Origin of the sequence: Micromonospora sp. CPCC 205739 (assembly GCF_036906795.1) — a bacterium.
GTDB lineage: Bacteria > Actinomycetota > Actinomycetes > Mycobacteriales > Micromonosporaceae > Micromonospora.
This window is the reverse complement of sequence record NZ_JBAKHS010000012.1, coordinates 52,086-78,363: the sequence shown is the minus strand read 5'-3', so window position 1 is coordinate 78,363 and position 26,278 is coordinate 52,086. Positions and strand designations below refer to the sequence as shown.

Annotated in this window: 22 protein-coding genes; 2 read left to right on the top strand and 20 right to left on the bottom strand. The window is 69.5% G+C overall.

The window, feature by feature from the left end; translation table 11 throughout:
• Positions 1 to 38 precede the first annotated feature (38 nt).
• Genes V6U88_RS19110 through V6U88_RS19055 form a run of 12 tightly spaced genes read right to left on the bottom strand, consistent with a single transcriptional unit; the run spans position 39 to position 11,767 of the window.
• Positions 39 to 1,118, bottom strand: a complete 1,080-nt coding sequence (locus tag V6U88_RS19110; RefSeq protein ID WP_334454824.1) for a M23 family metallopeptidase — start codon at positions 1,116 to 1,118, stop codon at positions 39 to 41.
• On the bottom strand, positions 1,115 to 1,606 hold the full coding sequence (locus V6U88_RS19105) for a hypothetical protein (protein WP_334454822.1): 492 nt from the start codon (positions 1,604 to 1,606) through the stop codon (positions 1,115 to 1,117). The genes V6U88_RS19110 and V6U88_RS19105 overlap by 4 nt, the downstream gene beginning before the upstream one ends.
• Positions 1,603 to 1,842 carry a hypothetical protein gene (locus tag V6U88_RS19100; RefSeq protein ID WP_334454821.1) on the bottom strand — a complete coding sequence of 80 codons (240 nt, stop codon included), beginning with the start codon at positions 1,840 to 1,842 and terminating at the stop codon, positions 1,603 to 1,605. Before V6U88_RS19100 ends, V6U88_RS19105 begins: the two co-directional genes overlap by 4 nt.
• A complete protein-coding gene (locus tag V6U88_RS19095) occupies positions 1,839 to 2,093 on the bottom strand; it encodes a hypothetical protein (RefSeq protein WP_145824098.1) in 255 nt (84 codons plus the stop codon). Before V6U88_RS19095 ends, V6U88_RS19100 begins: the two co-directional genes overlap by 4 nt.
• The gene (locus V6U88_RS19090; RefSeq protein ID WP_334454815.1) at positions 2,090 to 2,689 is read right to left on the bottom strand and encodes a hypothetical protein; all 600 of its coding nucleotides are present in this window, start codon (positions 2,687 to 2,689) and stop codon (positions 2,090 to 2,092) included. The genes V6U88_RS19095 and V6U88_RS19090 overlap by 4 nt, the downstream gene beginning before the upstream one ends.
• On the bottom strand, positions 2,689 to 4,539 hold the full coding sequence (locus tag V6U88_RS19085) for a type IV secretory system conjugative DNA transfer family protein (protein WP_334454813.1): 1,851 nt from the start codon (positions 4,537 to 4,539) through the stop codon (positions 2,689 to 2,691). Before V6U88_RS19085 ends, V6U88_RS19090 begins: the two co-directional genes overlap by 1 nt.
• Positions 4,539 to 6,125 carry a hypothetical protein gene (locus V6U88_RS19080; protein ID WP_334454810.1) on the bottom strand — a complete coding sequence of 529 codons (1,587 nt, stop codon included), beginning with the start codon at positions 6,123 to 6,125 and terminating at the stop codon, positions 4,539 to 4,541. Before V6U88_RS19080 ends, V6U88_RS19085 begins: the two co-directional genes overlap by 1 nt.
• Complete coding sequence (locus tag V6U88_RS19075) at positions 6,122 to 7,591, bottom strand: SCO6880 family protein (RefSeq protein WP_334454809.1); 1,470 nt, start codon at positions 7,589 to 7,591, stop codon at positions 6,122 to 6,124. The genes V6U88_RS19080 and V6U88_RS19075 overlap by 4 nt, the downstream gene beginning before the upstream one ends.
• A 19-nt stretch (positions 7,592 to 7,610) precedes the next feature.
• A complete protein-coding gene (locus tag V6U88_RS19070; protein ID WP_334454807.1) occupies positions 7,611 to 9,599 on the bottom strand; it encodes a hypothetical protein in 1,989 nt (662 codons plus the stop codon).
• Positions 9,600 to 9,602: 3 nt separating this feature from the next.
• Positions 9,603 to 10,295: a hypothetical protein gene (locus V6U88_RS19065; protein WP_334454805.1), complete on the bottom strand. Its 693-nt coding sequence runs from the start codon at positions 10,293 to 10,295 to the stop codon at positions 9,603 to 9,605.
• A gap of 12 nt (positions 10,296 to 10,307) precedes the next feature.
• A complete protein-coding gene (locus V6U88_RS19060) occupies positions 10,308 to 10,646 on the bottom strand; it encodes a hypothetical protein (protein WP_334454803.1) in 339 nt (112 codons plus the stop codon).
• A gap of 26 nt (positions 10,647 to 10,672) precedes the next feature.
• Entirely contained in the window at positions 10,673 to 11,767 is a 1,095-nt protein-coding gene (locus tag V6U88_RS19055) for a MinD/ParA family ATP-binding protein (protein ID WP_334454801.1), read from the bottom strand.
• 290 nt (positions 11,768 to 12,057) lie between these two features.
• Here V6U88_RS19055 and V6U88_RS19050 point away from each other — a divergent pair, with 290 nt between their 5' ends.
• Positions 12,058 to 12,525 (top strand): hypothetical protein, encoded by a 468-nt coding sequence (locus V6U88_RS19050; RefSeq protein ID WP_334454800.1) that lies wholly within the window; start codon positions 12,058 to 12,060, stop codon positions 12,523 to 12,525.
• A 94-nt stretch (positions 12,526 to 12,619) separates the two neighbouring features.
• Here V6U88_RS19050 and V6U88_RS19045 read toward each other — a convergent pair whose 3' ends face one another.
• Positions 12,620 to 12,760, bottom strand: coding sequence for a hypothetical protein (locus V6U88_RS19045; RefSeq protein WP_334454799.1), 141 nt, complete (start codon positions 12,758 to 12,760; stop codon positions 12,620 to 12,622).
• Between the two features lie 195 nt (positions 12,761 to 12,955).
• Between V6U88_RS19045 and V6U88_RS19040 the strand changes: the two genes are divergently transcribed.
• Positions 12,956 to 13,966 (top strand): hypothetical protein, encoded by a 1,011-nt coding sequence (locus tag V6U88_RS19040; protein WP_334454797.1) that lies wholly within the window; start codon positions 12,956 to 12,958, stop codon positions 13,964 to 13,966.
• Positions 13,967 to 14,158: 192 nt separating this feature from the next.
• Here V6U88_RS19040 and V6U88_RS19035 read toward each other — a convergent pair whose 3' ends face one another.
• The 7 genes from V6U88_RS19035 to V6U88_RS19005 form a co-directional block, all read right to left on the bottom strand.
• The gene (locus V6U88_RS19035) at positions 14,159 to 14,395 is read right to left on the bottom strand and encodes a hypothetical protein (protein ID WP_334454795.1); all 237 of its coding nucleotides are present in this window, start codon (positions 14,393 to 14,395) and stop codon (positions 14,159 to 14,161) included.
• Positions 14,396 to 14,599: 204 nt separating this feature from the next.
• Positions 14,600 to 17,164: an RNaseH domain-containing protein gene (locus tag V6U88_RS19030; protein ID WP_334454793.1), complete on the bottom strand. Its 2,565-nt coding sequence runs from the start codon at positions 17,162 to 17,164 to the stop codon at positions 14,600 to 14,602.
• A gap of 15 nt (positions 17,165 to 17,179) precedes the next feature.
• The gene (locus V6U88_RS19025; RefSeq protein WP_334454791.1) at positions 17,180 to 20,401 is read right to left on the bottom strand and encodes a hypothetical protein; all 3,222 of its coding nucleotides are present in this window, start codon (positions 20,399 to 20,401) and stop codon (positions 17,180 to 17,182) included.
• A 38-nt stretch (positions 20,402 to 20,439) separates the two neighbouring features.
• Positions 20,440 to 21,624 carry a restriction endonuclease-related protein gene (locus V6U88_RS19020; RefSeq protein ID WP_334455004.1) on the bottom strand — a complete coding sequence of 395 codons (1,185 nt, stop codon included), beginning with the start codon at positions 21,622 to 21,624 and terminating at the stop codon, positions 20,440 to 20,442.
• Positions 21,625 to 21,708: 84 nt separating this feature from the next.
• Complete coding sequence (locus tag V6U88_RS19015; RefSeq protein WP_334454790.1) at positions 21,709 to 22,659, bottom strand: hypothetical protein; 951 nt, start codon at positions 22,657 to 22,659, stop codon at positions 21,709 to 21,711.
• A 193-nt stretch (positions 22,660 to 22,852) separates the two neighbouring features.
• Complete coding sequence (locus tag V6U88_RS19010; RefSeq protein ID WP_334454789.1) at positions 22,853 to 24,502, bottom strand: UvrD-helicase domain-containing protein; 1,650 nt, start codon at positions 24,500 to 24,502, stop codon at positions 22,853 to 22,855.
• Positions 24,499 to 26,220, bottom strand: coding sequence for a hypothetical protein (locus V6U88_RS19005; protein ID WP_334454788.1), 1,722 nt, complete (start codon positions 26,218 to 26,220; stop codon positions 24,499 to 24,501). Before V6U88_RS19005 ends, V6U88_RS19010 begins: the two co-directional genes overlap by 4 nt.
• Between the last annotated feature and the right edge of the window lie 58 nt (positions 26,221 to 26,278).

Sequence of the window (26,278 nt, the reverse complement as noted above, 5' to 3'; positions counted from 1 at the left end):
CGCTGTCGGCTGTGGTGTCGTGGTGCGAGGCCAGGGCCTCACCTGCTCTCGTCGAGCGGGGCGCCGCGCTCGCGCATGAACGGCACTGGGTCGGTGGAGTTGGCCTTGCTGAGGTCGCAGCGTGATCCGCCGCAGACCGCCTGGTGGGTTTCGAAGTGCAGGTGCGGGCCGGAGGAGTGGCCGCTGGTGCCGACCAGGCCGATCGGCTGGCCCGCTTGCACGGTGTCGCCGACGCGTACGTCGGGGCGGCGAACCATGTGGCAATACCGCGTGCCGTAGCCGCCGGCGTGCACTAGGTCCACGTACCAGCCGCATCCGTGGGTGCTCGGGCTGCCGTCGATGTCGCAGTTGCCGGTGCCGGGGTCGCAGCCGGACCACACCACCTCGCCGCTGCTGGCCGCGCGGATGACGGTGTTGCGGGCGGCGATCAGGTCCACGCCAGCGTGCAGCCGTCCGGCCCGTGGCCCGTAGCCGCTACCTACGGCGGCCTGCACGGGCTGGGTCCATCCCGACGCGGCTACGTTCGGGGCGCTGCCGCACACGGCGAGGCTGGCCCCGGGCAGGTCGCTGATCGTGGCGACGCCGGTCACGGCCGCGACGACCTGCTCGGCGTCCTGCTCGTATTCGCCGTACTTGTCGGGGAACGCCGAGACCTGGACTCGTTGCGCGGCGACGGTCAGTGGCAGCTGCTGCCAGTCGGGGATGCGTAGCAGCTTGACGTAGAACTTCCCGGCGGCGTAAGCCGGGTCGAGGATCTGCGCCGGGGTGCCCCATCCCTGGCTGGGCCGCTGCTGGAACAGGCCAAGGGAGTCGCGGTCGCCGCCGCGCAGGTTCCGCAGGCTGGATTCGACCATGGCTGTGGCCACCGCGATGACCCAGCCTCGGGCCGGTATCCCCCGCTGCTGGCCGACGGTGACGATCGTGGTCGCGTTGGTGACCTGCTCGCTGTTCCACCGGCCGACCCCGCCGCGCGTGCCCGCGCTACTCCGGGTTTGTCCGGCGGCGGGGGCGCAGGCAGCGGCCGGCGCTTCGGTGATCACCGACGCCAGCGGCAGACCACACACCAGCAGCAGCGCAGCCACCACAGCGACGCCGACACCGGCCCGCTGCCCGTTCATCGCGAGGTGTCCTTCGGCATACCGAGGGTGGCCACCAGCCAGCGTTGGCCGTCTCGTACGCACACCACGCGCAGCACGCCCGCGTCCGTGCCGACGTCGACCTCCGCCCGTTCAGGGGTGGCGGTGACGACGCGGGCGGGTGTGGTGATCCGGGTGGCGGGCACGTTGGCCGGGTCGACGGTGTCGAGCAGGTCCGCGTAGGCGGGCACGGCGTAGGGGCGCACGTCGACGCGCCACTGGGCGGCCGGCAGGTCCGGGCGTGCCCACCGGGCGACGAAGCGTGTCGCCGTGGCCGCGGCTCCGGGGTCCGCGGCGGTGGATCGGGTGGGCAGGACACCGTCAGGGTGCGGAAGCATGTTGGCCTGCGGTGTCACCTCCGGTGGGCTGCTTGCCTGCGAGGCGGAAGCTCCGTTCGTACGGCTGGTGCAGCCGGCCGCCAGCAGCATCGCAAGCACCAGGAGTGTGGCTCGGCTGCGAGTGCGGGTCATGCCGGCTCCGGGGGCTCGTGGGGCGGCGGGTCCTGGGCTGGCGGGGCACCGAGCGCGGCGTTGACGCGCTGCCCGAGCAAACGCAACTGGTGGTGGATGTCCACCAGCGCGGCGCGCCGCTGCGCGGTGGGATGCCGGCTGGCCGCGTCAACGAGGGAGCCGACGTCGTCGCGCAGTTGGCTGAGGCTGGTGCTGATCGCGGCGAGCGGAACGTCGAACGAGATGGTTGTAGTCACTCGTCGACGTCGCGGGTGTAGTCGCCGTCCAGGTGCCCGTCGCTGGCCCAGTCCAGCTCCGTGTCCCGTCGTGTCTGCTCGTCGATGTCTGTCCACTGCTGCCTCTCTTCGTCGTCGCGCCAGGTGTCGCGTGCGTCGTGGATGCCGGCGATGAAGTCGTCGAGGGTGTCGACCCCGACGCGCAGCCCGGTAAGGGCGGCCTCGAACCGCTGCCAGTCCCAGACACTGGTGATCTCGGCTGGATGTGTCATCTGCTGCCCCCTGTCTCCTGGGCCGCCGCAGGCGCCGGCCGTTCGCGGATGTCCTCGCTGACCGCCTGGTCGGCGGTATCAGGCCACGGCTGCGACCAGACGGCGTCCGGGCTGTGGGGGGTGTGCTGGCCGTGCCGGCATCGGGTGGTGTCCCACTGCTGCCATCGGGTCCGTGCGCGGTGCAGCGCCTCGTGCCATCGCAGCGGCGCGTCGGGGTCCGCCTTGGCGGAGTAGGCGTGGTGCCACGACACGGCCAGGGCCGTCAGCTCCTCCACCAGGGCCGGATGCGCCGGCCAGCACGCGCCGAGGTCCTGCGCCAGCCTGTACCGGTCGGACAGCCACCGGGTCCAGGCGATCAGCCACGCCCACAGCTCGCGGGCGTCATCGCGGTGAAGGTCCCGCCAGCAGTGCCGCGCCGGCACGAACCCGGTCGGACTGTCGAGCGCCTCGACGCGGTCCGACAGCGCTACGTGCGCCTCGGCGAGCTGTTCCACCGCGCCGCGCAGCGTGTCGATCAGCCCGGCCAGCTCGGCGGTCGCGCGCTCCTGCGGCGACGCCTGCTCTGGGATGTCGAACAGGAAAGTCCGATCCGGCATCAGCGTGCTCCCCCCAGTAGGGCGGTGAAAGCGGCCTGCGCCCTGTGAAACCGGTCGGCGTCCGGGCGTTCCCACCACGCGGGTTGCACCACCTCGAGCGGTGGCATGTTGCCCAGCAGCACCATGGCGTGCCCGGCCGGCAGTGTGCGCAGCTCCGCCAGGTCGACCAGGTTCTCCCGGCGGGTGTTCTCCTGCACGCTGGCCCGGCCGCCGCCCCAGGACGCCGCCGAGGACAACTCCTGCACCTGCCCGAGCAGCGACTGGGCGTCCTTGAGGGCGTTGACGTCCTGGGTGCCGCCCATCACGAAGCGGGCGTTCGCGCCGTCGCGTAGCGCTTGACCGCCGTCGCGGCCCCACCGTTCTTCCAGTTGGTGGGTGTTCTGGCAGGCGATCGACAGGGCGATGCCGGCGCCGCCGCCTTCCGATGCCAGCGCGGGCAGCGACGGCAGCGGCGCGATGTTGGTGATCTCGTCACCGACCAGGTACAGGCAGGGCTCGACCCGCCCGCCTGGTGCGAGGAACGACCGTTGCAGGGTGCGGTAGATGATGTCCTCGGCGATGGCGGCGAACAACGGCGCGATCAATGCCTGCCCGCTGCGGGTGCCGACCAGGTAGAGGGTGCCGGACTCGTCGAGCCACTGCTCGGGGTGGAACTGCTGCCCGCGCGGCGGTGAGCACGCGTGCAGGATGCGGGGGTTGCTGAACGAGTCGAGCGCGCCGAACACCACCGACTGGATGGCATCGCGGCTTCGGCCCGTGGTCTCTCGGTGGAAAGCGAGCCGATCGGCCCACACCGTCTGCCCGTGGTGGCGCAGGATCCGCTCGGCGCGCGGGTCGGCGGGGTTGGCCGCCCAGCTCGCCACGTCGGTCATCGTGGCGCGCTCGTCCAGGGCGGCGGCGTGCAGCAGCCCGCGGATGATCGACGCCGCCTGGTCCTGAAAGTATTGGCCGTTGTCGACGTTGCCCTTGAGGCCGGCGCCAGCGGCGAAGCCTTTGGCGCGCAGCGCCGCGATGTCCGGGTCCTCGGCGCCGTCGATGGGTGACCAACGCAGTCGCGGCACCCCCGGCACCTGGCCCTGCGGCTCGAAGATCCACGTCGGGCCGATCTGGGCGCGCAGGTCGTAGGTGACCGATGCGACGTCGAGGCGGGTGGAGGTGGAGATGACCGCTCCGCGGGCGTCGGCGACCCTCGGGATGATGTAGCGGCTCGTCTTGTTGGCGAACCTGGCCGCGCCGGCGAGCAGTTCGGTGTACTCGTTGGCCAGGTACAGCGGCTCACCCGTCAGGGCATGGTGGCCGAGCAGCCGGGCCACCTCCAGCGGGTCCGCGCGGCGGCGCTGCTTCACCGCCACGGTTTCGGGCCGGTCGGTGTCGCGGATGGTCAGGCCCGGCCGCAGCACGTCGACGCGGCGCAGCACCGCCTCGGCCGTCACCACGCGATCAAGGTCCTTACGGCCGGCGAAGCCGCGCCGGCGTACCCACCGCTGTGCCACCCGCATCGTCACTGCGCCGATGCCGACGACGGTGGCGCTGAGCAGGACGACCCACAGCCCGTACAGCAGGGGCGCTGGCGGCAGCCTGTCACGGGCGGCGAGCGGCCACGCCCGCGCCGGGTCGCCCGGGTTGGTGACGAACCGTAGGGCGATGCTTGGGGCGTCCGCGGGTGAGCTGTCCGGCCAGGCCGCGTGGGTGAGCAGCCCGCCGGCCTGCCCGGCGAGCCACAGCGTGACGGTGCCCGACAGCACCAGCAGCGCCGCGATGCCCGCAAGCGCCAGTCGGGCAAGGATGTCGGCGCGGGCCACCCCCCGGCGGGGCAGCCGGTGTCCCGGGGACATGAGTGAGCCGGCCATTACCGCACCTGCCCCACCGCGGCGGCCTGCTCCCCCGGCGACGCCGCCCTCTCCGGCTCGGCATCGGGGGTTTGCCGCATCCGGCTGTCGGTGTCGACCATGCGCCGTTCGATCGCCGAGAGCTGGTGCTTGACGACGTAGGAGCGCAGCCCGACCTTCCACAGCCCGACGCCGCGGCGCAGGTGCAGCAGGAGGTTGGTCTCCACGTCCGTGGTGCCCAGGAACTCGCGTGCCGCGTCCAGGGAGCCGGGTGCCTGTCGGTAGGACACCCGCACGCCGGTGTCCTCGATCAGCCCTCGGGCGATCCGGACCTGCTCGGAGTCGGCGCTGCCGCTGGCCGACAGGTCCGTGAAACGGTGGAAGGCCAGGATGTTCGCGGTGCCGAGCGCGCGGGCGAGCTTTAGTTGCTCGCGCATGCGCCTCATCAGCCCGAGGTGGCGGCTGACCAGTGCGAACTCGTCATACAGGCAGACTCGGGCGGGGGCGTTGGGGCGGGTCAGCTCCGCCTCCAGCCACGACTGTGCGCAGGTCATCGCCATCGCCGTCATCTGGTCGGATGCGCGGACCGCCCGTAGGTCCAGGATCGCGCCCGGCTGGTCGAAGTCGATCGCCAGCGTCGACGCGGCCGGAGCGTCGAAAATCCCGCCGAGCGCGCCGGTGATCAGCCGTTCCAGGGCAAGCCGGACGCGGCGGCTGTCGGCGGTGAACTGGTCGACGTCGTAGTGCACCCCGGCCAGCCGGTGCGCCCACCGGGCCGGGTCGCCCATCGCGGTCAGGACCCGGGACAGGGTCGGGGTGTCCATCCGGTCCGGGCTGGTGCCGTCGTCGGTGCGGGTGACCGCGTCGAGGGCGTATTCGACCAACGAGCGTTCCGCCTCGCTCAGCGGCCCGCCGAGCTGGATCTCTAACAGCCCTTCCAGCAGCAGCAACCTGCGTGCTCGCTGGATCTGCAGCCACTCCGCCTCGCCCTGATCGGGCAGTCGGCGAATGCCTGCGAGGGGGTTCATGACCACCCCGGATCCGGGGCCGACCCGCACCGGCTGGATGCCGGCCGTGTCGGCGAGGGTGTCGTACTCGCCCTTGACGTCGACGATGTAGAACCGCACCCCGAACGGGATCCCGCGGAACGCGATGGTCTTGAGCAGCGACGACTTCGCCGACCCGATCTCTCCGGTGACCACCATGTTGGGGGCGCTGAGCACGCCCGCCCGATACAGCTCGTGCACCGAGAACACGAACCCGGCGCGGGAGTACACCTCCTGCCCGATCAGTGGCCCGTCCACACCGAGGCCCGGGTCGGCGACGAACGGGTACACGCTGCACAACTGCGCGCTGGTGGTGACCAGCGGCGGGAGCCGCAACCGCCAGAACACTCGTCCCGCGGCCCGTCCAAAGGCCCCCCGCCCGTCCACGGATGGTGGGCCGAGCAGCCGCTCGGTCAGCCGCTGCAGCGCCCGCTGCTCCCGTGCCAGGTCCGCCTGCGCCGCCGCGAGGTCGCGCCGGGCGGCGGAATCAGCCAGGCGCTGCGACCACGACCCTTCCCGGCGTACCCGGGGCGTCGCGTTCCTGCGTGTGCGGGAGGTCATGCGAACCACCCCCGCATCGGCTTGAGCCCGCGCGCCAGGGGCAGCGCCCCGGCCACGAACGCCTGGTCCTGCTCGCCGTAGAGCACCACCGCCTGGCAGCCGCACCGGCCCAGCACCCTCCTGACGGCGCGCACGTCGTGGCGCAGCTGCTCCGGGCTGTCGGCCGTCACGGTGACCAGGACTGCGTACCGGTAGCGGACGTGTCCCGCGGCCTGCTCCCGGTCGATCTGTTCGACCGCGCGGGCCTCCTCGTCTTCCCGGGCGGTGCGGACCAGCCGCATCCGCCGCTTGGTCACCTCGTCCCCGGCGCGGGCGACTTTGTCCCGCCGGGTCGCCAGTTGCGCCAGCTGCGCCGGCACCGGCTCGGCGACCACCGTTACTGTGCGCCGGCCGACGGTGCGGGTGAACAGCGGCGTTATCCACGTCATCGGCACCGGCTGGCGGGGCATCTCGTACACCCACAGCGTCTGGGAGAAACCAGAGTCGTGCCGGTACGACGACCAGCCCACCGTCTCCGCCGCTACCGGCCCCGCCGTCTGCGGCGCCACCTCGAGATCGGTGTCCTCCGGGTCGAACTGGCCGCGCAGCACCGCCGCGTACTGCCGGGGTGTCAACCAGCCGCCGGTCTCGATGCCGGCCTCCCGCACCGCCGCCCGCACGCCGGTGAGCTTGTCCAGCACCACCGTGGCGATGGCCGCGTCCGTGCCGCCCGCGTCCGCGACCTCTCCGGACAGCTTCCGCACGTCGAACACCACGGTCAGGAACACGTCGTGGCGTTGCGTGCCCGGCCCGGCTGCCGCAGTGAGCTCGGCCAGCGACCGGTACGCCGCCGTGCTGGTGTCGACCGCCTGCTTCGCGAGGTACCGCTGTGCCCTGTTGCTGAGGTCTGGCACGGCCCGCGCCATCAGCGACCACCGCGCCAGGCCGCTGTCGGCGTACTCGGTGCCGAGTAGGTTCGCCACGTCCGCCCACGCGGTGAGCCGCTGATGCTGCACCGATGTGTCCGCGAGGACGAGGTTGCTACCCGCGCACGACAACGTCGCGGTCACGGTGCCCTCCCGCCGGTGGTGCAGCAGCCCCACCTCGGTCAGCCCGTCCGCAGCTATCGCCGGTAGCCACTGGTAGCCGGCCGTTGGGCCCGGTAAATGCAGATGCTTCGTGCCCGGATTTGCCGCCCACACCGCGCCGCGGTAGCGGTCCTGCCGGGCCGCCCGCTGCGCCAAAGCCCCCGCGACGATCGGCGTCCACTCGGTGACCCGGCGACCCCGGATCCGCAACAGCCCCATCGTGAGCAGCAGCACCGCCGTCAGCAGCAGGCCACCGGCGGCGCCCTGCCGGCCGACCGCCAAAATGTTCGCGGCGATTACCAGGCAGATCACCCCGGCCACAGCCGTGCCGATCTGCCCCCAGGAGAAGCCCAGGATCGACCCGCGGGTGGACCGCGGAGGGAAGTGGAACTGTGTCACGCCCTACTCCTCTGCTCGCCTAGACGGGCACGATCGGAATCTCGGCGGCTCCACCGGCCGCAGCGGCGCCGCCCTGCCCGTCGGCCGCCCCGCCCGTCTGGCCGGCAGCCGCGCCGCTGCTCGTCGGTGTCGCGCCCCCGCTGCCGGCCTCATCGACTGGCGGTAGCCCGGGGCTGCCGCCAGGACCCTGCGCGCCGCTGCCAGCAGACCATGGGCCGCCAGCGACCGGGGCGTCAGTTCCGGTGAAGGCCGTTGCCTGCTCGCGCGCCCCCTGCGGGGTCACCGGCAGCGCACCCTGCTCGCCGGTGGCGTCGCCGGGCAGCGTGAGCTGGCCGTGGGCCATATCCCCCTGCGCCGTGTGAGAGTCGCGCTCCACCCCGGCGGTCTCGTCGGCGTTCTCGCCCCCGCCCTGCTCGCCACCCGCCTGCCCGGCGGGCTCGCCGAACTGGTCACTGTCCCCCCGGCCGTGCAGGGCCTCGACCGTGTCGGGTAGCCCGGCGAGCGCGCCGACTGGGCCGCCGGGGTTGGTCGGGCTCGTGGGGATGGCCTCGGAGTTGCCCTGCATCAGCGACGTCGCGTCCATGTCGCCACCGCCGCCGCTCAATGGCTCGGCCAGACGCCGCGACGCGGCGTCCATCCCCACCGCTGTGGCCGCCGAGGTCAGGAACCCGCGGGCGTCGACGTCGGCGAGGTAGCCGTCCCACATGCTCGTCAGCCGCAGCAGGATCCACGGCGCGAGGACCATCAGCACGATGATGAACAAGCCCCGCAGCACGTTGATCACGTTGTCGCTCTCGTAGGTGGTGCGGGTGCCGTAGATCCAGAGCGCGGCGATGAAGAACTTGCTGCTGGCCAGCGCGTTGCAGGTCCAGAACCACTTCCGGCCCCACGCGCGGGTTTCGGCCATGACCTGGCCGGTCATCGCCATCGCCCCGAACAGCGCCGCTCCGGCGGCCAGCAGCGACCGGAACAGCAGCATCACGAACACCAGCACCAGCCCGATCACTCCGACAACCGCGACGATGAAGGCCAGCAGGATCGTGCCGGTGTCGGCGGTGAGCGTGTTGAGCGCGTCGACCCACATGCTCGGCTGCCAGTCCCGCTGCTGGTTGCGGGCGATCAACGCCACCGTCGCCTCGTCCCAGGCCGCCATCAGCAGGTACGCGATACCGCCGGCGAATGCGATGCCAAACATCGCCCGGACCAGCCCGCCGAGGCTCGACAACGGCCCAGGTCCACTGAGCCGCAGCCCGTTGATCGCCGTTGAGAGCACGAAGACCACCAGCACCACGACGATCAGCACCCCGCTGATGTCGTTATAGACGCCGTAGAACGGCTCGTCGGCGACGGTGGAGGACTGCGTGAACACGACCTCGGCCAACTTGCCCAACGCCCACGCGAACCCGGCGACGGCAACGTCGGCCAAGCCCTCGAAGCCCGTACGCGCCGCCTCCTTGACCTGCGCTCCCACCTTGCAGGACACGTCCACCAGGCCACATTCCGACGATGGCTTGAGTGACGACGACGCCACCAGCACCGGGCGTAGCGCACGGCAGCGGTCCGCTTTCGCCTTCCACCGCTCGGCGTTCGCCTGGTCCTGCGTTGCCTTCGCGTCCAGACGCTCGCAGCGCACCGGCTGCTCACCAGCGGTAGGCAGGCGCTCGTCGAGCGCTGATGGCGTGCCGTCCGGAGGCGGTGACTGCACGGTCAGCGCCACCGCGTCGCAGCGTTCCTGGTCGGCGGCACTGGCCGCCGCGCTGCACACCGTCGTCCAACCATCGCCCGCCTGCCACCGCACCCATGGCAGGCACCAATTCACCTGCGGCTGTGCCAGCGGCTCCGCGCCGCTACCGGGCTGGCCATCGACTGGTGGGGATGGGCAGGCCGAAGCCGACGGTGACGGGACTGGCGTCGGTGCCGCCGTGGCCCGTCCCGCAAGGGCCAGCCCGACCGTTGTCAGCGACGCCACTGCCAGCAGCAGCCGGAGCATCACGGGCACCAGGGCCATCGGTCACACCGTCCCCGGCGCCCAGGACCGCGAGCTGAGCACGTCGACGAGGGGCTGCATGTCCCGCGGGCCGCCGTCGCGGCGCGCACCGCGCTGATCCGGCGGCGGCACCGGCACCGAGCGCTCCGCTGTCACCAGGCGCCACCGGCCCTGTGACCACCGGACCGTCACCGACTGCACGTACCAGCCGCCCGCCAATCCGACATGCGGATCCGCAGGACTGCTGGTCGTGGCGCCGCTCAAGGTGCAGACGAGCATCCGCACCGATACCTCGCGGTCCTCGGGCACCATCGCGTCGAGGTCCGCGTCAGGCGCCCAGACCCGCGTCACGACTGTCTGTGAGATCGTCTCGCCGTCCACGGTCGGCCCGACAAGGGGCTGCAGTGCCGCGGCGGCTCCCTCAGCGGCGATCAGGTCCACCATCGCCTGCCGGCTTGTCGCAGGGCGCGTACCGGCAGACGCCAGCGCCTGCGTGTACGCCGCCGCCGCGTCTCCGCCGCCGCGAGGCGTGCCCGGGAAACCCACCGGCACCCCGGCCTGTATCCGCTCGACATACCGCGCGGTCACCTGCCGCTCCGGGGTACTCGCGCGCCCGGCGGCGAACACCGCCACACCGACCAACAGCGCCACCGCCATTACGGTGACCACTACCGACATCCGGCGGCCGGTAGTCGGCTTGAATTCCGCTCTGCTCATGGCCGCCACCTGCTAGATCTCGGTGAGCAGGAACGCGATGATGGACGTGGCTGACCCGACGACGATCGCCACCAGGCCGGCTTTCCACATCATCGACTTCCCGCGATCACTGATGATGTGCGCGCCGAAGATCGGGCCGATCCCGAACGCGATCGCCCCCGCCGCGAGCCCCGCCACCGCCGAGATCACACCGAGGAACAGTGCGGCGTTGGCCAGCTTGTAGAACAGATCCGACCGCGGCACGGCCGACGGGTCCGGGCTGATCCGGCTGAAGTCGAAACCCTCGCCTGACGGCTCGGGCGTCGGCGTCGGCGCCAGCAGCGCCGTAACCGCCGGGGCGCGGACGGTCAAGGCCGCCGCAAGCTGATGCAACACGATTAGTCCTCCCCGTTCGAGGCCGACGATCCCGGACCAAGGACAGCCGCTGGCTCGACCGGACACCGGTCGATCACCGCTGCGGCGACCTCGGTCAACGCCGACCGAGTGGCCTTACTCAGAGCCCGTGGGTCGAGCGGGTCCGCCCGCGCGAGCCCCGGGTCATACGGCACCCGCACCAGCTCCGCTGCGGCCTGCCGCGCCAACTGCTCCACCGCCCGCACCTCACGAGCCACGGATGGCGAGGTCGCCATAACCACCACCACTGCCCGGTCCGGCACATGCGCCAGGCCCGCCCCGCGCATGTGGGCCAGCAGCCGCAGCGTGTGCTGCACCCCCTCCACCGTCGCCCGCGACACCAGCACCGGCACCGTCGACCAGCCCAGCGCCCGCCACGTCGATGTACTGTCGGCCGTCGGCAGATCCAGCAGCGCCAACCGATAGACCGACCGCAGATGGCCGATCACGCTGAATATCTCCGGCCACGTCGGTGGGCGCCGCTGCGCGGTCAACTTGCTCTCCCCGACCAGCACCCGCAGCCCCGTCGGCCCTACTTGCGTCAACCGCTCCGCGGCCCCGCTTTCCGTCAAGCCGGCATCCGCGGCCACGGCGTCCCACACCGTCGACGAGCTGCGCCGGGCCACCCGATGCTCCAGGCCACCCCACGCCCGCAAAGTTGCGTCGACCGCCACCACCGGATCGGGAACAGCAAGTGCCAGCAGGCCGCCGAGCCCGACGGTCAACACCGAACGGCCGACGCCGCCGTCCGCTGAGGACACGCACACCAGTGGACAGCCCGACTGCAGGGACGCTGCCCGCCACCACAGCGTCTCCACCCGGGTTCCCGCGCCGAACTCTCGCGGGATCTCCCGTACTGCCGCCTCACCGACAAGGCGCGGCCCCGGAGGCACCGAGGCCAGGGCCCGGGCCGCGATCTGTTCGGGGGTGGGAGCCGGCGGAAGGGCCCTCTCCCTGCCCGCCGGCTCCCCCTGCTCACCGCCGTGCCCGTCCGAAGACGCGCGGGCGGTGATCTGTTCGGGCTGCTCGTCTGATGGACCTTGCACGTCCGCCTCCCCGTAAGGCTTGCCGTACAGCACTGGCCGACAGTCGACATCGACGCGGCCGGTCCCCCGTTACTGTCACGACCTGGACGCTGACCAGACGAAGCAGGCCCTACAGCGACGACGTGTCCCCCTCCTACGTCGCCGCTCGCGTGCCGGGCTGCCATCTCGCTTACGGCGACCCGATCCGCTACGCTCCAGGCAACTCCAGTTCGGGTTCTACCGAACCGCAGTTCCGGGCGATACCGAGAGCTAAGCACAGGTCACAGAAGAGCGTCAACCGCAGTTTTTGTTGTGGCCAACTGTGGTTGGAGTTGGAGGGCTCCATGAAGGACACACCAGCCGACCAGGCCGAGGCCGCAGCCTCACACCTGATCCAAACAAGGCTCCGAACCCTCTTCGAGGCCAGCAGCGAAGGTCGGCCACCTTACACAGAGGCCGAGGTCGCCCGGGAACTCACCAACGCCGGCCACCGCATCACCACCGAGGGCATCCGTAACCTGCTGCGCGCACCCCGAATCAACCCCAAAGCATCGACGCTCCGCGCGCTCGCCCAGTTCTTCGACGTGCCCGCCGGCTACCTACTCGGCGACCAAGAAGAACCCGAAGAACACAGCCGGCGCGTCCGCGTGATGGCACGATCCATCACCAAGCTCTCACCGGCCGCCCAAGACGGCATCGCCGTGATCATCGACAACCTTCTACAAGTCGAGGAGACTGCCCGAGGAGGCGACAGCAAGACGCCAAACCACCGACCTGGCCCTGAACAGGAACCAGACATCTCAAGGCAATAGCCCCACATCTGCTTGGGGCCCTCGCAGCCGGCGACGTCGGCATGCTCTGCTCGCAGCGGCCGGTCACGCACACAAGACCGACAACTGATTACCCTCACACCTCACCGAAGTAGCTCTCCTCCTCGCCGGGCAGCAGCGGCACGTCGTACACCGGACATGTCCGGCCGAGCGCCTGGCGGTGCGCGGCATTCGTTACCTGCTGTATTCGCCAGCCCAACATGAGGGGCTCTGGCATGCCCTCCTGAAGCCCGCGGCTGCTCATGACGCCTGACTACCGGACCGTTCGATCAGCGGCCAGATGAGTGCGCCCGATCTACCGCCGACCCCGGTGTTTCTCGGGGTGGAAATCCGGTCCCGGCGCGAGATGCACTCAGGCTGTAGCGTTGGCTGCCATGGAGGCAGGCGCCTTCCGCGCGCTCGACGTTCAGTGATGGATGAGGTGACCGTGGATCAATCGGAAGCTCCGCCTTTTAGGGAAGTGCAGCTCATCGAGTTTCTCGTAGAAATCCTGCGCGAACTTCATCCCGAGGCGCGAATCGAAGATGAACTCAGGGTCGCCCCTAGTTTGCGCATGGACATAGTTCGCTTCGAGGAGGGCGCAATCCATGCAATTGACGTGAGGGGTATCACTCCTCAGACAAACGAACGCCTCGAAGAGGTTCTAGCAAAGCTAGCTCTATACCGAGACGCCATAGCGAAGAAGTATCGAGTTTCCCGCATTGAACTCACCCTGGCTATTCCTGGAGAGCTGACTTCGGAAAAGGTGAAGCTACTTAGGTCTGCAGAGGTGTCACTGTGGGATCGCCAGTGGATCTTGGATGCTGCGTCGAAAGTTGGCAGGCTGTCGGATGCGCGTGAAATATTGACGGCCGCTGCTCAGCGGGAAGCCGCACCAAGGCTTGAGACTCACCGGCTTCGGCGCCGGACGTTCCAGCAGCAATTGCGGACAATCCCTGCCGGCCGGCCATACTGGTCGCAGTACCAGAAGCTCTGCAAGAACATATTGGAGCACCTCTTTTGCCCCCCGCTGTCTAGCCCAATAGAGGAGAGTTCGAACGAGTCGCGGGTAAACCGTCGCGATTTTGTTCTTCCGAATTATGCTACTGAGGGGTTCTGGCAGTTCCTGCGCACACATTATCGTGCCGACCATATTGTGGTTGATGCAAAAAACCTTTCGGGCTCGCTAACGAAAGCGCACGTACTGCAGATCTGCAATTATATGACACCTCACGGCACGGGCCTCTTTGGCTTGCTGGTCACCCGCAAGGGGAGCGACAAGGCGGCCGACTACACGCGGCGCGAACAGTGGGTCCTTCACGGCAAGCTGGTCGTCACATTGAATGATGACGACGTGCAGCAGATGTTGAGCAACTACGACCTTGGCGACGATCCGGCGATTGTTATCCGGCAGAAGATTGAAGATTTTCGGCTGGCGATTTAGGCGGAAGTGACGGGATGCCCGCACTGTCATCGGCACGTCCGGATGCAGGCACCGGCGATCGGTTACCTTCCGTCACGAGCGCTACGCGGCTACCTATTGACTGGTGGTACGACCGCAGCCCGGCCAGGCTTGGTCGAGGTGCCCGGTGGGGTCGCTCTCATCGCGGCTGCCCACCCCAGGCTAGTGTGGCTCTCATCTGGCGTGCGCCCCGCCGGTCGGCGTCTTCTCGCACCAGGTCGGCTTGCCCGCGTCGGCGGCTGCTCCGCCGAACATGGTGTCGATCAGGCCCCTGCGGTCCCACGCGGGATCAACCCCGCCCAGGTACTTCCAGGCTTCGATGGCCAGGTGGACCGCCTCAGCGGCGGCGAGGCCGTCGTCGCCAGCGGCGAGACGCACGGCGAGGACGTTGGCTGCTTTCGCGAACCCCATGCGGGAAGCCTCCGTCAACCAGCCGCGCCTCGTCCACCCCACCAGGTCCTTCCCTGTGGATATCCCGCGTTGGAGCAGGTCAGCGACGTAGAGACTCACTGGATGCCTGGCTGGAGCCGAACAACTTTCATCGCGCACCCAGCCCGCCGCGCCGTCGCCGAGGACCGCAGATCGGCGGATCCCCTGGGTAGTGACCCGGTTCCGCTATGTGTCCGGCTCCTCGTCGTCGGTCCTGTAGTCGGGGTGTGTGAGGTCGGCGCGGATCGCCAGGTGCAGCGGCATGGGCGCAAGGGTGCGATCGTCCCAGGTGATGGTGTGGTCGCACAGGCGGGCGGTGAGCAGGGCGAGGGAACGCTCGCTCCAGATCCCGGTCTGCGGAACGGCGATCTCCGTCCCGGTGTAAGCGTGCCAGTCATCCTTGAGCAGGTGCCTGAGGTTGTCGGGAAGAGTCCACGGGGTGTATCGGGCTCCGATGCTGCCGCCTTTGGCGCGGTAAATCCGCGACGATTTGGGGAATAGCCAGACGTTGCTGCCAGCTAGCTGATACACGTATCGGTCGGGGGCGGCTGGTTGGCGGGGGTCACCGGGCTGGTGGCCGCCGCGGCGGTGGACCGGTCGGGGCACCTCGCGGCTCGTGTTGCAGCGGACGATGGCGACGTCACGTTGAGCGGTAAGGCTGACCGCAGGCAGCGCGCCGACGGCGAACTGGTGGTTCTGCAGGCCGGGGTAGATGGACCTCAACGCCGCCGCGTCGATCATGATGACTACGGGGCCGGAAGGTAGCGCATCGAGGATCGACTCGACGTGGAGACGGGTCTGGACGGCCTTGGCGCCGCGGCGGCCGTGCTGGGCCGAGCCGATCGGTCCGGCGTGGAAATATGCGATGCCGGCAGGTTGCGGTACCCAGCGGTTGGCGGTGTCGCTCCACATGCGTACCTGCCAGAACCGGTGTGGGTCCTGGTGGGCGTAGATGGCAGTTGCGGTGATCACGAGCTTCGGTGCCGTGCCGTCGACGGCGGAGTGCTGCAGGCGAGAGTGGAGCCCGACCAGGTGTACTGACGAATGGCCTGTGCCATCAAGGAAATCCCGGAGAATATCGCGGGCCAGGTCCGGGTGCAGAACGCCGCTGGTACGCAGCAGCAGGTCAGCTGCTGCCGCCATCGCGGGATGGTCGGCCTTGGCGGTGGTCGCAGTCGTGGTCTTGACGGGCTGGCGCCGGGGCGCGTCAGTGGTTGTTGGTGGTGGGGGTGTGGCGAGGAACTGGGCGGTGATGTCGAGGCGGGACAGGAGACGGCGTACCGGGTTCTTGGCGTCGTCGGTGGCCTTGCCGGTCTTCGGGTCGTACTCGGTCTCGACCCATGCCACGACGGCGCCGGTCTCCTGTTTGGCGATCACCTCGATGTCGCTGGCCAGTGCGACGCGGTCGCGGTTGCCATGTTCGAGCAGTTCGGGGACGCGATGAAAGGATACGACGAGGCCGGGATGCACGTCGACGGCTTGATCGTCGAGGGCTGTTGCGGCTGCGGAAGCGATGGCGGCCAGTTGCGTGACCATGCGATGACGGGCTGCGGACGTCGCGTACAGGCACAGCAGGCGGAGCCGGTGGGATCCGGCAGCCGCGACAGCGCCGGTGATGATGTCGGGTGTTACCAGCAGGGTGGTCTCGGTGCCCTTGTCCTTGGGGTCGGTGAGGACCTGGCGTCGGGGCGTCTTGACCTTGGTGTGTTTGTCCTTGGCCCACTCTAGCGGTTCGAGGTGGGGGCAGGTCCTGGCAATGTGTTCAGCCAGACGCAGCATGAGTCGGGCTCCGGGGCCTTTGCCGACGGGGTGGACTCGGGGTCCGGGGACCAGTGGCCGGGTGCGCCCGGGCCGTGGTGGGAGGTCTTGGTCGAGGTCGAGTCGCTCCATTCCGCACGCCTGGGCGATCGCGGCGGCGTGGTTGGCGACTTCTGTGGTCCACCGGCCACCATCCGTCTTGGGTGGCACGTTCTTGACAGGTACCCGCAGGACTGGCAGTTCCGGCTTGTCGCGCTCGATCCAGGCGTTCTTGGATCCGCGCCACTGATTGTTGATCCTGGATAGGTGGGCGTCGAAGACAACGGCGAGGTCCGGTACTCGGGGTAGCGTGATGATACGGGCGGAGACGCGCAGCATGGCGTAGCCCGTGTAGTCGGCACCCCATTGGTTGCTGACAAGGTCGTCCCACGCCAGCAGTGACCCGTCGGTGTCCATGCGTAGCGCGAGGTAGGGCCCGTTGTCGTCCAGGGCCAGCTTCCGTGAGCCGACCCGGGCCATGATCGCCCAGGTGGCGGAGTCGAAGAGCCAGCCGGGGGCGGTGGCGGTGCCGGACTCGGCGACGGTGATGTGGTCGCGGAATGCCCGGGTGGTGTCGGCCGACGGCAGCGCCGGGGCGAGGGTGTTGAGGTCCTCGCCCTTGCGGAGCTGCCGCTCAAAGGTACGCAGGCACGTGGTCAGGCGGAAGGGATTGATCGCGTCGCTGGTGAGGATCATGCCCTTGATACCGGCGGCGCGATCATCGTCGGACAGCTGCCAGCCGTCGATGATGCTTACCGGCTGGCCGTGGACGGCGGCCAGTCCGGTGAGCAGTTGCCGGTATGGCGGGGTGGCGGGTGCGCCGCCTCGGCGCGGCGTGCGGGGCAGGCGCTGCCAGGCACCCGCGAAGTCGTCGCCCCACGGATACACGGTGACCTGTCCGAGGAGGTCGGTGACGTGCTCGGCCGGGATGCGGTATCCCAGGGTGGCGAGCATGGCGTTCCCTTTCCGTCAGGCGAGAAGCTTGGCTTCGTCGTCGGCGTAGCGGAAAAACTCGGCCAGCGTGCTGCCGTATAGCTGCTGCATTCGGGGTAGCTGGCCGGTCTGCTCCCAGTGGTCGCGTAGCCTGCGGACGAGCGTGCCGAACGTCGGCCCGCCGGCGGGGTCCAGCATGGCGCCGTCGGCGAGGTAGATCCTGGCCGGCGTGCCGCCGCGCCGGGCGCGTCCGACGAGCTGCACGATGCCGTTCATGATCTCTGCAGTGACAGAGAGCTGGACTCCACGGGGCATGGTACGGAAGTAGGGCAAGCTGGTGACGATCTGTTCGAAGTAGTGGCCGGCGGCCTGCTTACGGGCATCGAGAACGTCCGCCGGCCGGCACTCCAGGTCGCGCAGTACGTCGTCGTTGGCATCCGGGGCGAGCGGGTGGGCGTTGACGTGAGCGACAAGCTCCGTGGGCTCGTCGATGATCGGCACCGGGCGTACCAGCAGCCAGATCGAGCCCAGCGCAGACCGGTCGCCGGCGCCGATGATGTTGACGCCGCGCTGGACCCTCGCCAGCGGGGCGATGAGGACGTCCACGCCCAGGCCGGGAGCATCTTCGAGCCGGTCGGCGGCCAATTCCCGCCAGCCGGCCTGATCGGGCCGATCGTCGCCGATATCCGGTGCGTCCTGAGGGCGGACCGCAAGGCAGATGCGGCGGGGGTTGGCACCGGCCCGGACCAGACCTTCCGCGGCCGCCCGCGCCCCGTCGTAGGAGGTGGTGGCCAGCAGCACCAGGCGCCGGTCCGGGTCCTCATCCCCGAGGCGTCGCAGTTCCTGCTCCAGGCGGGTGCGCCACAGCAGCTCGGCGAGGCGGCGCAGTGCCTCCTGCCGCCGCGCCCCCTCGGTGCCCGACACCCGCACCAGCGCACGCTCGTCGCCGATCTGCTCGTTGACGTAGGCGGGCAGAATCTGGACACCTTGCGGATCGTCGTCGGTGACCCACCAGTGTGGTTCGAGGTGGACGTGGTGGTGCGGCGCCTGCGGGAAGAACGCCGTGGCCGACAGTCCCAGCACTGCCCGGCGCGTCCCAGCTCTGCACAGCGCGGTGATGTCGGCGAGGGAAGTGGTGTAGACGTGCGGATCTCCGCCGAACGCGGCCGCGTTGAGCCGGATGGGCAGGCGCCCGGTCGGGTCGACATGATGGCTGAACGCGAACAGCAGCCGGCCGAGCGGCCCGTTGGGCAGCGCTCGCCACCGGCTGTAGGGGCCGAACGTCTCGGCGATCTCCCGGGCGGCTGGGACACCAGCGGCGGCCAGATGCGGGGCGTCGAAGACAAACTGGCGTAGGTGCTGGCGCAGCCGGTCCAAGATGGCCCGTTGCAGCAGCCGGTTGATGGCTTTTGCCCTGGCCTGCTCGTCGCGGATGCGCTCGGTCAAGAGCTCGTCGAGGCGTTCCCGGCTGTCCTGCAGCCTGGTCGCGCCACTGCCGACCTCGGTCACGGTGGCCAGGATTTCTCGCACCGCGGCGAACTCGGCGGGCTCGTCCGCCTGCGGGGGCTCCTCCCCTGGGAACAGCGACCTGAACCCGCTGACCATGTCCGGTGTCAGCGGCTCGTGCTCGGCCAGGCCGTACATCTGGGCGGTAAGGAGGCCGTCCCAGCGGCGGGGCACCAGCCAATACCGGCCGGTCGCCGCTCCTGCGGTGCCCTCGACGCCGATAGTGCCGAAGTACAACGCGGCGGTGTACAGCGAGGCCAGGAACTTCGAGTGGTGCACCATGTCCCGGACGCTGGACTCGACCTCCCGGTTGATCCGGCCGGCCGCCCGCACGTACTCGGCCTCCAGCTCATGCAGCGGGGTGCGGGTGCTGCCGCGACGGTCCAAGACCAGCCCGCGGGCGGCCTGCGACACCACGTTGTTTTGGAAGGCGTCGATCTCGTCTATCACGACCAGGTGGCTGCGGCGGAACACCAGCTCCTCGACGGTCATCCGGTCGGTCAGTCCATGCTCATCGCGGACTGGAAGGTGCAGCCGGCCGCTGTGGAAGTTGGCGTGACTGGTCACGATCACCGAGGCGTCGACCGCGGCGCGGGCGAGGCGGAACTTCCCACACGTCGTCCGCCACGGACAGGCCCGACGGGTCGCGGTCTGCTCACCAGTTGGCTGCATGCTGGTGCACGGCTCCTCCCCAGGCGTCCAACCGTCGACTGATCCTTCGGTCTCCGCAGCCGCAACCAGCGCGCACCCGTAGCCCAGCCGGTCCATCGTCCACTCGCCGTGTGGGTCCCAGGCCGGCCGCGTGCGGACCACCTTCCGGACGGCCTCGAACACCGCCGACGGTGACATCAAAGCGGTAGCCGAGGCATCCACGCCCAGTGCCTCAAGGTCCTGTTCTACGGCTCGGGCGAGCTTGAGAACGTCGGCATTGGTCGGCACCACGATGGTGACGACCAGCTCGTGGGCAGCCATCCAGCAGGCGACCACTTCCATGATCACGCTCTTGCCGATGCCGGTCGGCGCGTTGAGCAACCGGGTCTCGCCAGCGGGCAGACCGAGGATCCCGTCGACTGACACGACTCCGTCGGCAGTCCGAAGTCGCTGGCACAGCTTCGTCACGTAGCGGGCGCGGTAGCCGGCACCACCACGAGCGGCGTCGATCTTGCCAGCTAGCTCGATGAGTTCGTGCGCGGGAATCAGGATCTCGTCTACCGGCGGGGAGGTGCGCACGACGGGAGCCGCCGGTTCCGCCATGGAGGGGTAGGCCGGCAGAACGTACCGCTGGTCCACCACCTGCGCCGCGCCACTACCGGCCTTGACCCGGACGGTGGTGTGGTACCGGCCGGGGCCAGCCACCGGGGCGTTCCCCCGGCCGACCGTGCTACGCCGCTCCAACTCGCGCAGTGCCTCATCGACGAAGTCCCGCAGCGGCATCCCCGGCGCGCAGGCCACGGTCAGCGCGTCGTCTGCATCGACAGCCAACCGGCAGGCGGGCAGGCCGTCCTGATCCAGGCCCTGTCGCAGTGCCCGGCGCACCCATTCGCCGTCGGCGTACTCCGCCCGCCGCAGCCGCAGCAACCGCACGATCCGCTGCGTGTCATCGCCGCTCAAGGTGCGCCAGACGGGCCACACATCGACGTGCCCGTCGAGCAAAAACGCCACGTCCCGGCTGGATACCAGGACCGTGCCCGCGTCCGCCTTGAGCGGAAAGTGCACCGCGGCCAGCCCGACCGCCGCGCGGAGCAGCAGCATACTGTTCTGCTCCAGACCCTCGTCCTGCCGTCGGCGAGTCACGATGCACTCCGTTTCCGGCGCCGCAGCGCGCCCTTGATCTGGCTCACCAGCTGTCCTTCGGTGAGGATCGTGTACCTGGGCAACGCCTCCCGCACCGCGTGGACCTGGCCTGCGTGGGTGTCGGGCAGCACGATGTGCCGCGCTGATGGCGGGTTCTCCCGGATGTGCCGCAGCAGTCCTTCCACGGTCGCGTGTTCCTTCAGGTCCACGTCCCAGCGACGGTCGCCCACGACGATGTCGAGGTCGTAGCGGTCGCAGTTCGGATACAACTGGACCGTCGCCCCGGCCTCAGTGAGCAGTCGAGCCAGCCGTAGCTCGGTGGCCCCCGGAACCACGATGAAACGCCACACCGGCTCCTGCACCTGCATCGCACCGTCGACGTCGTGCCGCTCCGGTAGCCCGCGCCCCACACCGGCGGGCAGTCGTCGGTCCACGGCGATCAGCCCCGGACCGCCCTTACCCCGGTCGGTCACCTGGTACGTCGCCGTGTGGTAGGGGTAGCGGCAGCGGACCATCTGTCCCCGCACGTCCATCGGCCATCCGCACACCCGGCAGGGCCACCACCATCGGCGTTCACCGCAGCGGTACGACTGTCCGTCGGTCACCGGCACGTATTGGGCCACCCTGCGCGCCTGCCGCCGGTTGCACTCCTCCACCAGCAGTTGCTCCGGACCGGCAGGACACTCCACAAGGAACTGCCGGGCCGTGCGGTACGCGGCCTCGTCCGCGGTGGCGACGAGCCTCGCGAACAGCTCGTTCTCGACATCGTTGGCCCGCATCCACGACCACGACGGCAGCCAGTCCCGCCCCGGGTCGAGCCCGCTAATCACCTCACGGACGTAGTCGGATCCGATCTCGTACGCGGCGTCGGCAAGCTCATCACTGTCGTCGAGCAACACCACCTCATCAACGCCGTCGCCGTAACGGCCGTCATCGCCGCCGTCCAGAATCGGAGGCAGCAGCGCGCCGAGCGGCCGGCGAAGGCAACGCACCAGGTCAAGCGGTGCCACCGGACCCCGGCCGGGGCCCAGCTCGAACATCACGACACCTGTCATCCGTGCGACCTCATCGCACGCCCGCGGCTCACGGTCCCGCACCGACCAGGCGTACGCCGCTCGCAAGGCGGCCGAGGTGATCCGGGCACGACGATCAAGCACGCTTGCGTTGGGCCCACCCCCCATTGTCACTTCGATTCCGCCCCCTCCTGGCGATCGGCCACAACAAGATTCACCTTCGGGCGCCGGCCATGGCGCACACCGTGTCCGTCAAACACCGGTCCCACTGGCGGGCGAGCCGCCCATGGACGCGCACAGCCGGGCGAATTCGTCGCGCAACTGGTACATCGACGATCGCGCGCCCAGTAACCCGAAGAACTCATCGACCCTCCAGGTCGCCAACCAGCCGACCCTCGACATGTAGAACGCCACTTCGTCGAAGCGATACTCGTCGTCGTAGTCGAGCAGCACGTACCCCGCCAACTGCCAGATCGCCCTATCTGTAAGAACATCTGGTCGGGAAACCGACTTGATCTCCATCAGGCGCCTACCGACGAGCAGATCCGCATCAGCGCCACCAACGTCTCCACTGCCCGCGAACGTCGGCGCAGCCCAGCAGACCGCCACCTCCGCGGCATCCCGCAACCCTCCGAGAGCACGCTCGGCCAGCCTCACCTGCACCTGCAGGTCCATAACCACGTACTCCGGAACGCACGCCAGCAACGCGTCCAAGTCACCACCGCCCACGATCCCAGCCAGAGGCGACCCAGGGCCGATCGCGCCATCCCGGAAGACCCGATCAAACCAGGCCAGAGCGAAACACATCCGGTCCAAGCGCGCCTCAGCCTCTCCCTTCAGCAGCCAGCGGCGCCCTCGGATGTGCGGCCCGAAGGTATGCAGGTGCTCCACGTACTCGTCGATCAGCGCCTCACCGACGCGCCGTGGCCCCGGCCCACCGATCACACCCGCCAAGGCCACGCCGGTGACGGCCGACGGCGGCGCCTGCGGCGCCACGAACGCGCAGCGGAGGCGGAAATCCGCCGCCACGCCCAGCAGATCCCACCGCACGACGGTCCGACCCGCCGCCACCGGCCGCTGCACTCGCCGCACAGGAAACGCCGAGGCATACGACGCACGAACCGCGGATGTGCGCCGAAGGCGGGTGCCCAACCAGCGAGTCAACGGGTGATCATCATCAGCGATGACCGACGTCAGGCTCACGAAACGGAGGATAGGAACCACCACCGACAATCCTCGTGGAATCCCTGGCGTCTTCTAGGGCCGACGGCCGGTCTACAGCCTCGCGATTCGTGCGTGGGGGCCGATCTTGGAAGCTCATGCGCCCACCACAGCCCCACGGCCTCGACGTTATTTCTGCATCAAAGCCTTCGGTCCGAGAGGGCCAACGCCTGGTTCAGACTGCCAGCTTCGTGAGCGGGGCGACGAGTGGTTTTGGGTCGTCGCCGAAAAGCAGCACGACGGTCTTGTGGCGTGCGCGGGTGAGGACGACGTAGAGCAGCCGGGAGCCGGTTTCGAAGGGTTCGTCGCGCTCGTATCCATAGAAGTCGCTGCTGCGCAAGACGACGACGGTGGCGTCGGCTTCTCGTCCCTTGGTTTGGTACAGGCCCATAAGCTGCACCGGGGCGGTCGGTTCGCTGGTGGCGTAGGTGAGCAGGCCGGTGCGTTGCTCGCCGATGGCCGCGTCGAGACGTTCAAGCGCGTCGCCGGGCTCGGCGTGGCGTCGCAAGATCCGGGTGACCGTTGGCCGCAGCAGCTGGGTGGCTCGTTGCCAGTGGCGTTCACCGCGGGGCAGGCCCAGCCCGGCGTGCGCGCCGGCAGCATGCGCCACCGCACCGGTCACGCCGTCGGCGGGCAAGGATTTCCGCAGTTGGGCCAGGCGCCGGTCCAGCGTGGCGGGCAGGGTGCCATGGCCGAGCAGCATCCACGCGAGTTGCGGCACCTGATTGCCGCGCACGGAGCTGGTGACGAACACGGCGAGGCGCTGCTGCACGAGGGTCCAGTCGGCGGCTCCGCCGGCGAACCGGACCATCGCGTGCTGCGCGTCGAGGGCGGCGGTAAGGCACTCGGGCAGGCCGATGATCTCGTGGTCAATACCGCGTTGGGTGAGCTGGTCGGAGAGACCGGTGGTGGCGTCGATATGGTGGCTGAACAGGCCGACGGTGTTGCCCTCCTCGCTCAGGCGTTGCACGACTTCGGCCACGATGTCGGCCTCCCGGTCGGGAGGCAGGCCGGCGCGGATGTGCAGCCGACCGGTGTCCAGCGCGGCCGTGACCGCCTCGTGCTCGAATTGCCGGCGACGGATGGCCGCCGCTGCGGCGGGCAGGATGTTGCTCGGGTCCCGGTGTGACACGTCCGGCAGATCGATGCGGCGGGCGCCGGGCAGGGCCAGTGCCGCGTCTAGGCGTTCGGGGCCAACTCCCTTCGCCCCGGGCAGGGTGCTATAGATGCACTGGTTCGGATCGCCGAGCAGCAGCAGCCGAGCCTGGCCCCGAATCGTGGTCAACAGCTCGAACTGCTGGTCGTCGGTGTCCTGGAACTCGTCACTGACGATGATCGACCATCGTGCCCGCAGGTGTTCGCGGACCGCCGGCACAGCGCACAGGTCGAGGGCCCGCGGCAGCATGTCCTGGTACCGGATCACGCCGTCGGACCGGAACAGCTTGGCCTCGGTGTCGCTGAGCATCTCCGGGCCGGTCAGACCGATCACAGGGCCCCACCGGGTGATCAACCGCCAGGCGAAGGCGTGGAACGTGGTGGTCTCCACCCGGGGCTGATACGGGCCCAGCACATCGGCGGTGCGGTCGAGTATCTGTGCCACGGACGAGCGTGAGAACGACAGAAACAGCGCCCGCGCGACCGGCGGCCGGGCCCGCCTGTGGCCCACGGCCCTTGCAGCTTGGCCCCGATCGACGCGCTCCAGGTGGGCGCGGACGGCAGCCGCCGCAGTGGTGGTCTTGCCGGTGCCGGCGCCGCCGCACACGACCAGGACTGGGTCATCGGCGTCGATAACCTCTCGCTGTTCATCACCTGGCGTGTACGTCACGGCAGCCCGATCTCGACCAGGCCGGTTCTAGCGGGTGGCTGCGCCAGGGTATCCAGGACCTTCTTCGCCAGCGGCGGCGTCTTGCCGCGCGGCAGCGCCTCAACGAAGGGCTGGTGGAGGCCGCCCTTGCTCTTGAGCGCCTTGACGATCTTGTCCTCCAGGTCCCCGTCGGCGATGGCGCTGACGTTGATGCCAGCCAGCCCGTGCTCGGCCACCACCCACTCGAACGCGTCGCGCAGCCGAGCTGATTCGACACCATGCACCAGCGCCCGCTCAACCGAGCTGTGCTCCGGCAACTGGATCACGTGCTCGGCCAGGCCTGTCAGCTCGGCAATCAGGGCCACATCCGAACCGGGCTTGTCATTGTCGAGCACCACCCGCACTTGGAACCCGAGCTCGCCGGCCAACCGCGCCAGCTTCGGCAACTCATCCTTGCCGCCGTCGCCGTTGGCAGGGGCGACCATCCGCACCCCGTACGCCGCCGGCGGCGGGATATCCACGGACCGCAGTCGCCGCTCGGCGACGGCGGTGTAGCCCTCGAGGTCATGCGGACCCTCCAGCAGCGCTACCGTCCGGGCCGTCATCGCGGGCAGCAGAAGCAGATGCAGCAGCCGACGGGCCGCTCGCGCCTTGCGGTCGGTCGTCGCGGCCAACTGGTGGGCTTGGCGCCGGCCATGGCTACGCGTCAGGCGGATCATCTCCTCCGCCGTGAAGGCCCTCACCACCTCTGGACGGCGCGTGGACAGCCAGACCTGACCGCTGTTGCGCCGTAGGCGGGATGCCAGGTACTCAGCGGAGGCTGCGTCCAGATCGTCCCCGAAGTCGTCGGCGAGCACGATTGCGCCCGGAGCCCTGGCGGACACAACTGCCTCAGCCGCTGCCAGCACGCCCGTAGTGGTCGAGCCGTGCGCGGCCAGTGGCAGACCGCCGGCGTCGTCCAGCGCAAGTGTCGGCTGCATGGCCCGCAGCATCGCGCCGACTGACCCGTCGTCGCTGGCGAACCCAATGTCATCTGCGGGGGCGGCGCTGGTCATCTGCAACAGGCGCGCCGCGCCGGCATCCAGGACCTCCTCAATGGTCTTCCGGATCCCGCTGCTGCCGGCCAAACGCTCAGTCGCGGCAGCCACGTCACTGCCCAGCCTTTCCAGCGCGGACAGCAGATCGGCCTCATCGGCGTCGGCCACCAGGCGGCGGAACACACCGTCCGGCCGTAGTTGCAGCGGCGCGCGCCGGTCGAGCACGATCGCGGCGACGAGTTCCCGCTCTGCACGTGGCGCCCGCGTTCCCGACTTCGGATACTCCACCCAATGCTCGGCGGTCTCGCTTTCAAGGTCATAACGGAGGCAGTAGCGCAGCCGCAACCCCATCAGCGCTGCATCGGCTTGGGCCTCGTCCGCGACCAGTCCTGTCGCTGGGTCGATCAACTCAAGCCGGTCCTCAAGATCCTGCTCGACCGCTGCATCAAGATCCACCAGAGTGACCTCGACCTCGGTCAGCTCTTCGCCGCCTTCCTCACCAGACAGCGGAAACGGCCGGTGCACATCCAGTAGGTCGGGCCTCGCGCTGGTGCTCCGAGGCTCCAGCACCCGCCGCAGCCCCGTGATCAGGTCACTCCGGCCAGCTCGTGGCTCGCCAACCACCACTGCATGCTCAGCCGGAAGCACGACCATGTCCGCGAAGCCGCGAAAGCGCTGGAAACGAACCCGGAGGATACGCACGGCGTGACCGCCTCCAATCGATCTACCTGTAAAACCGCTGCCCCATCCGACTCCGAGG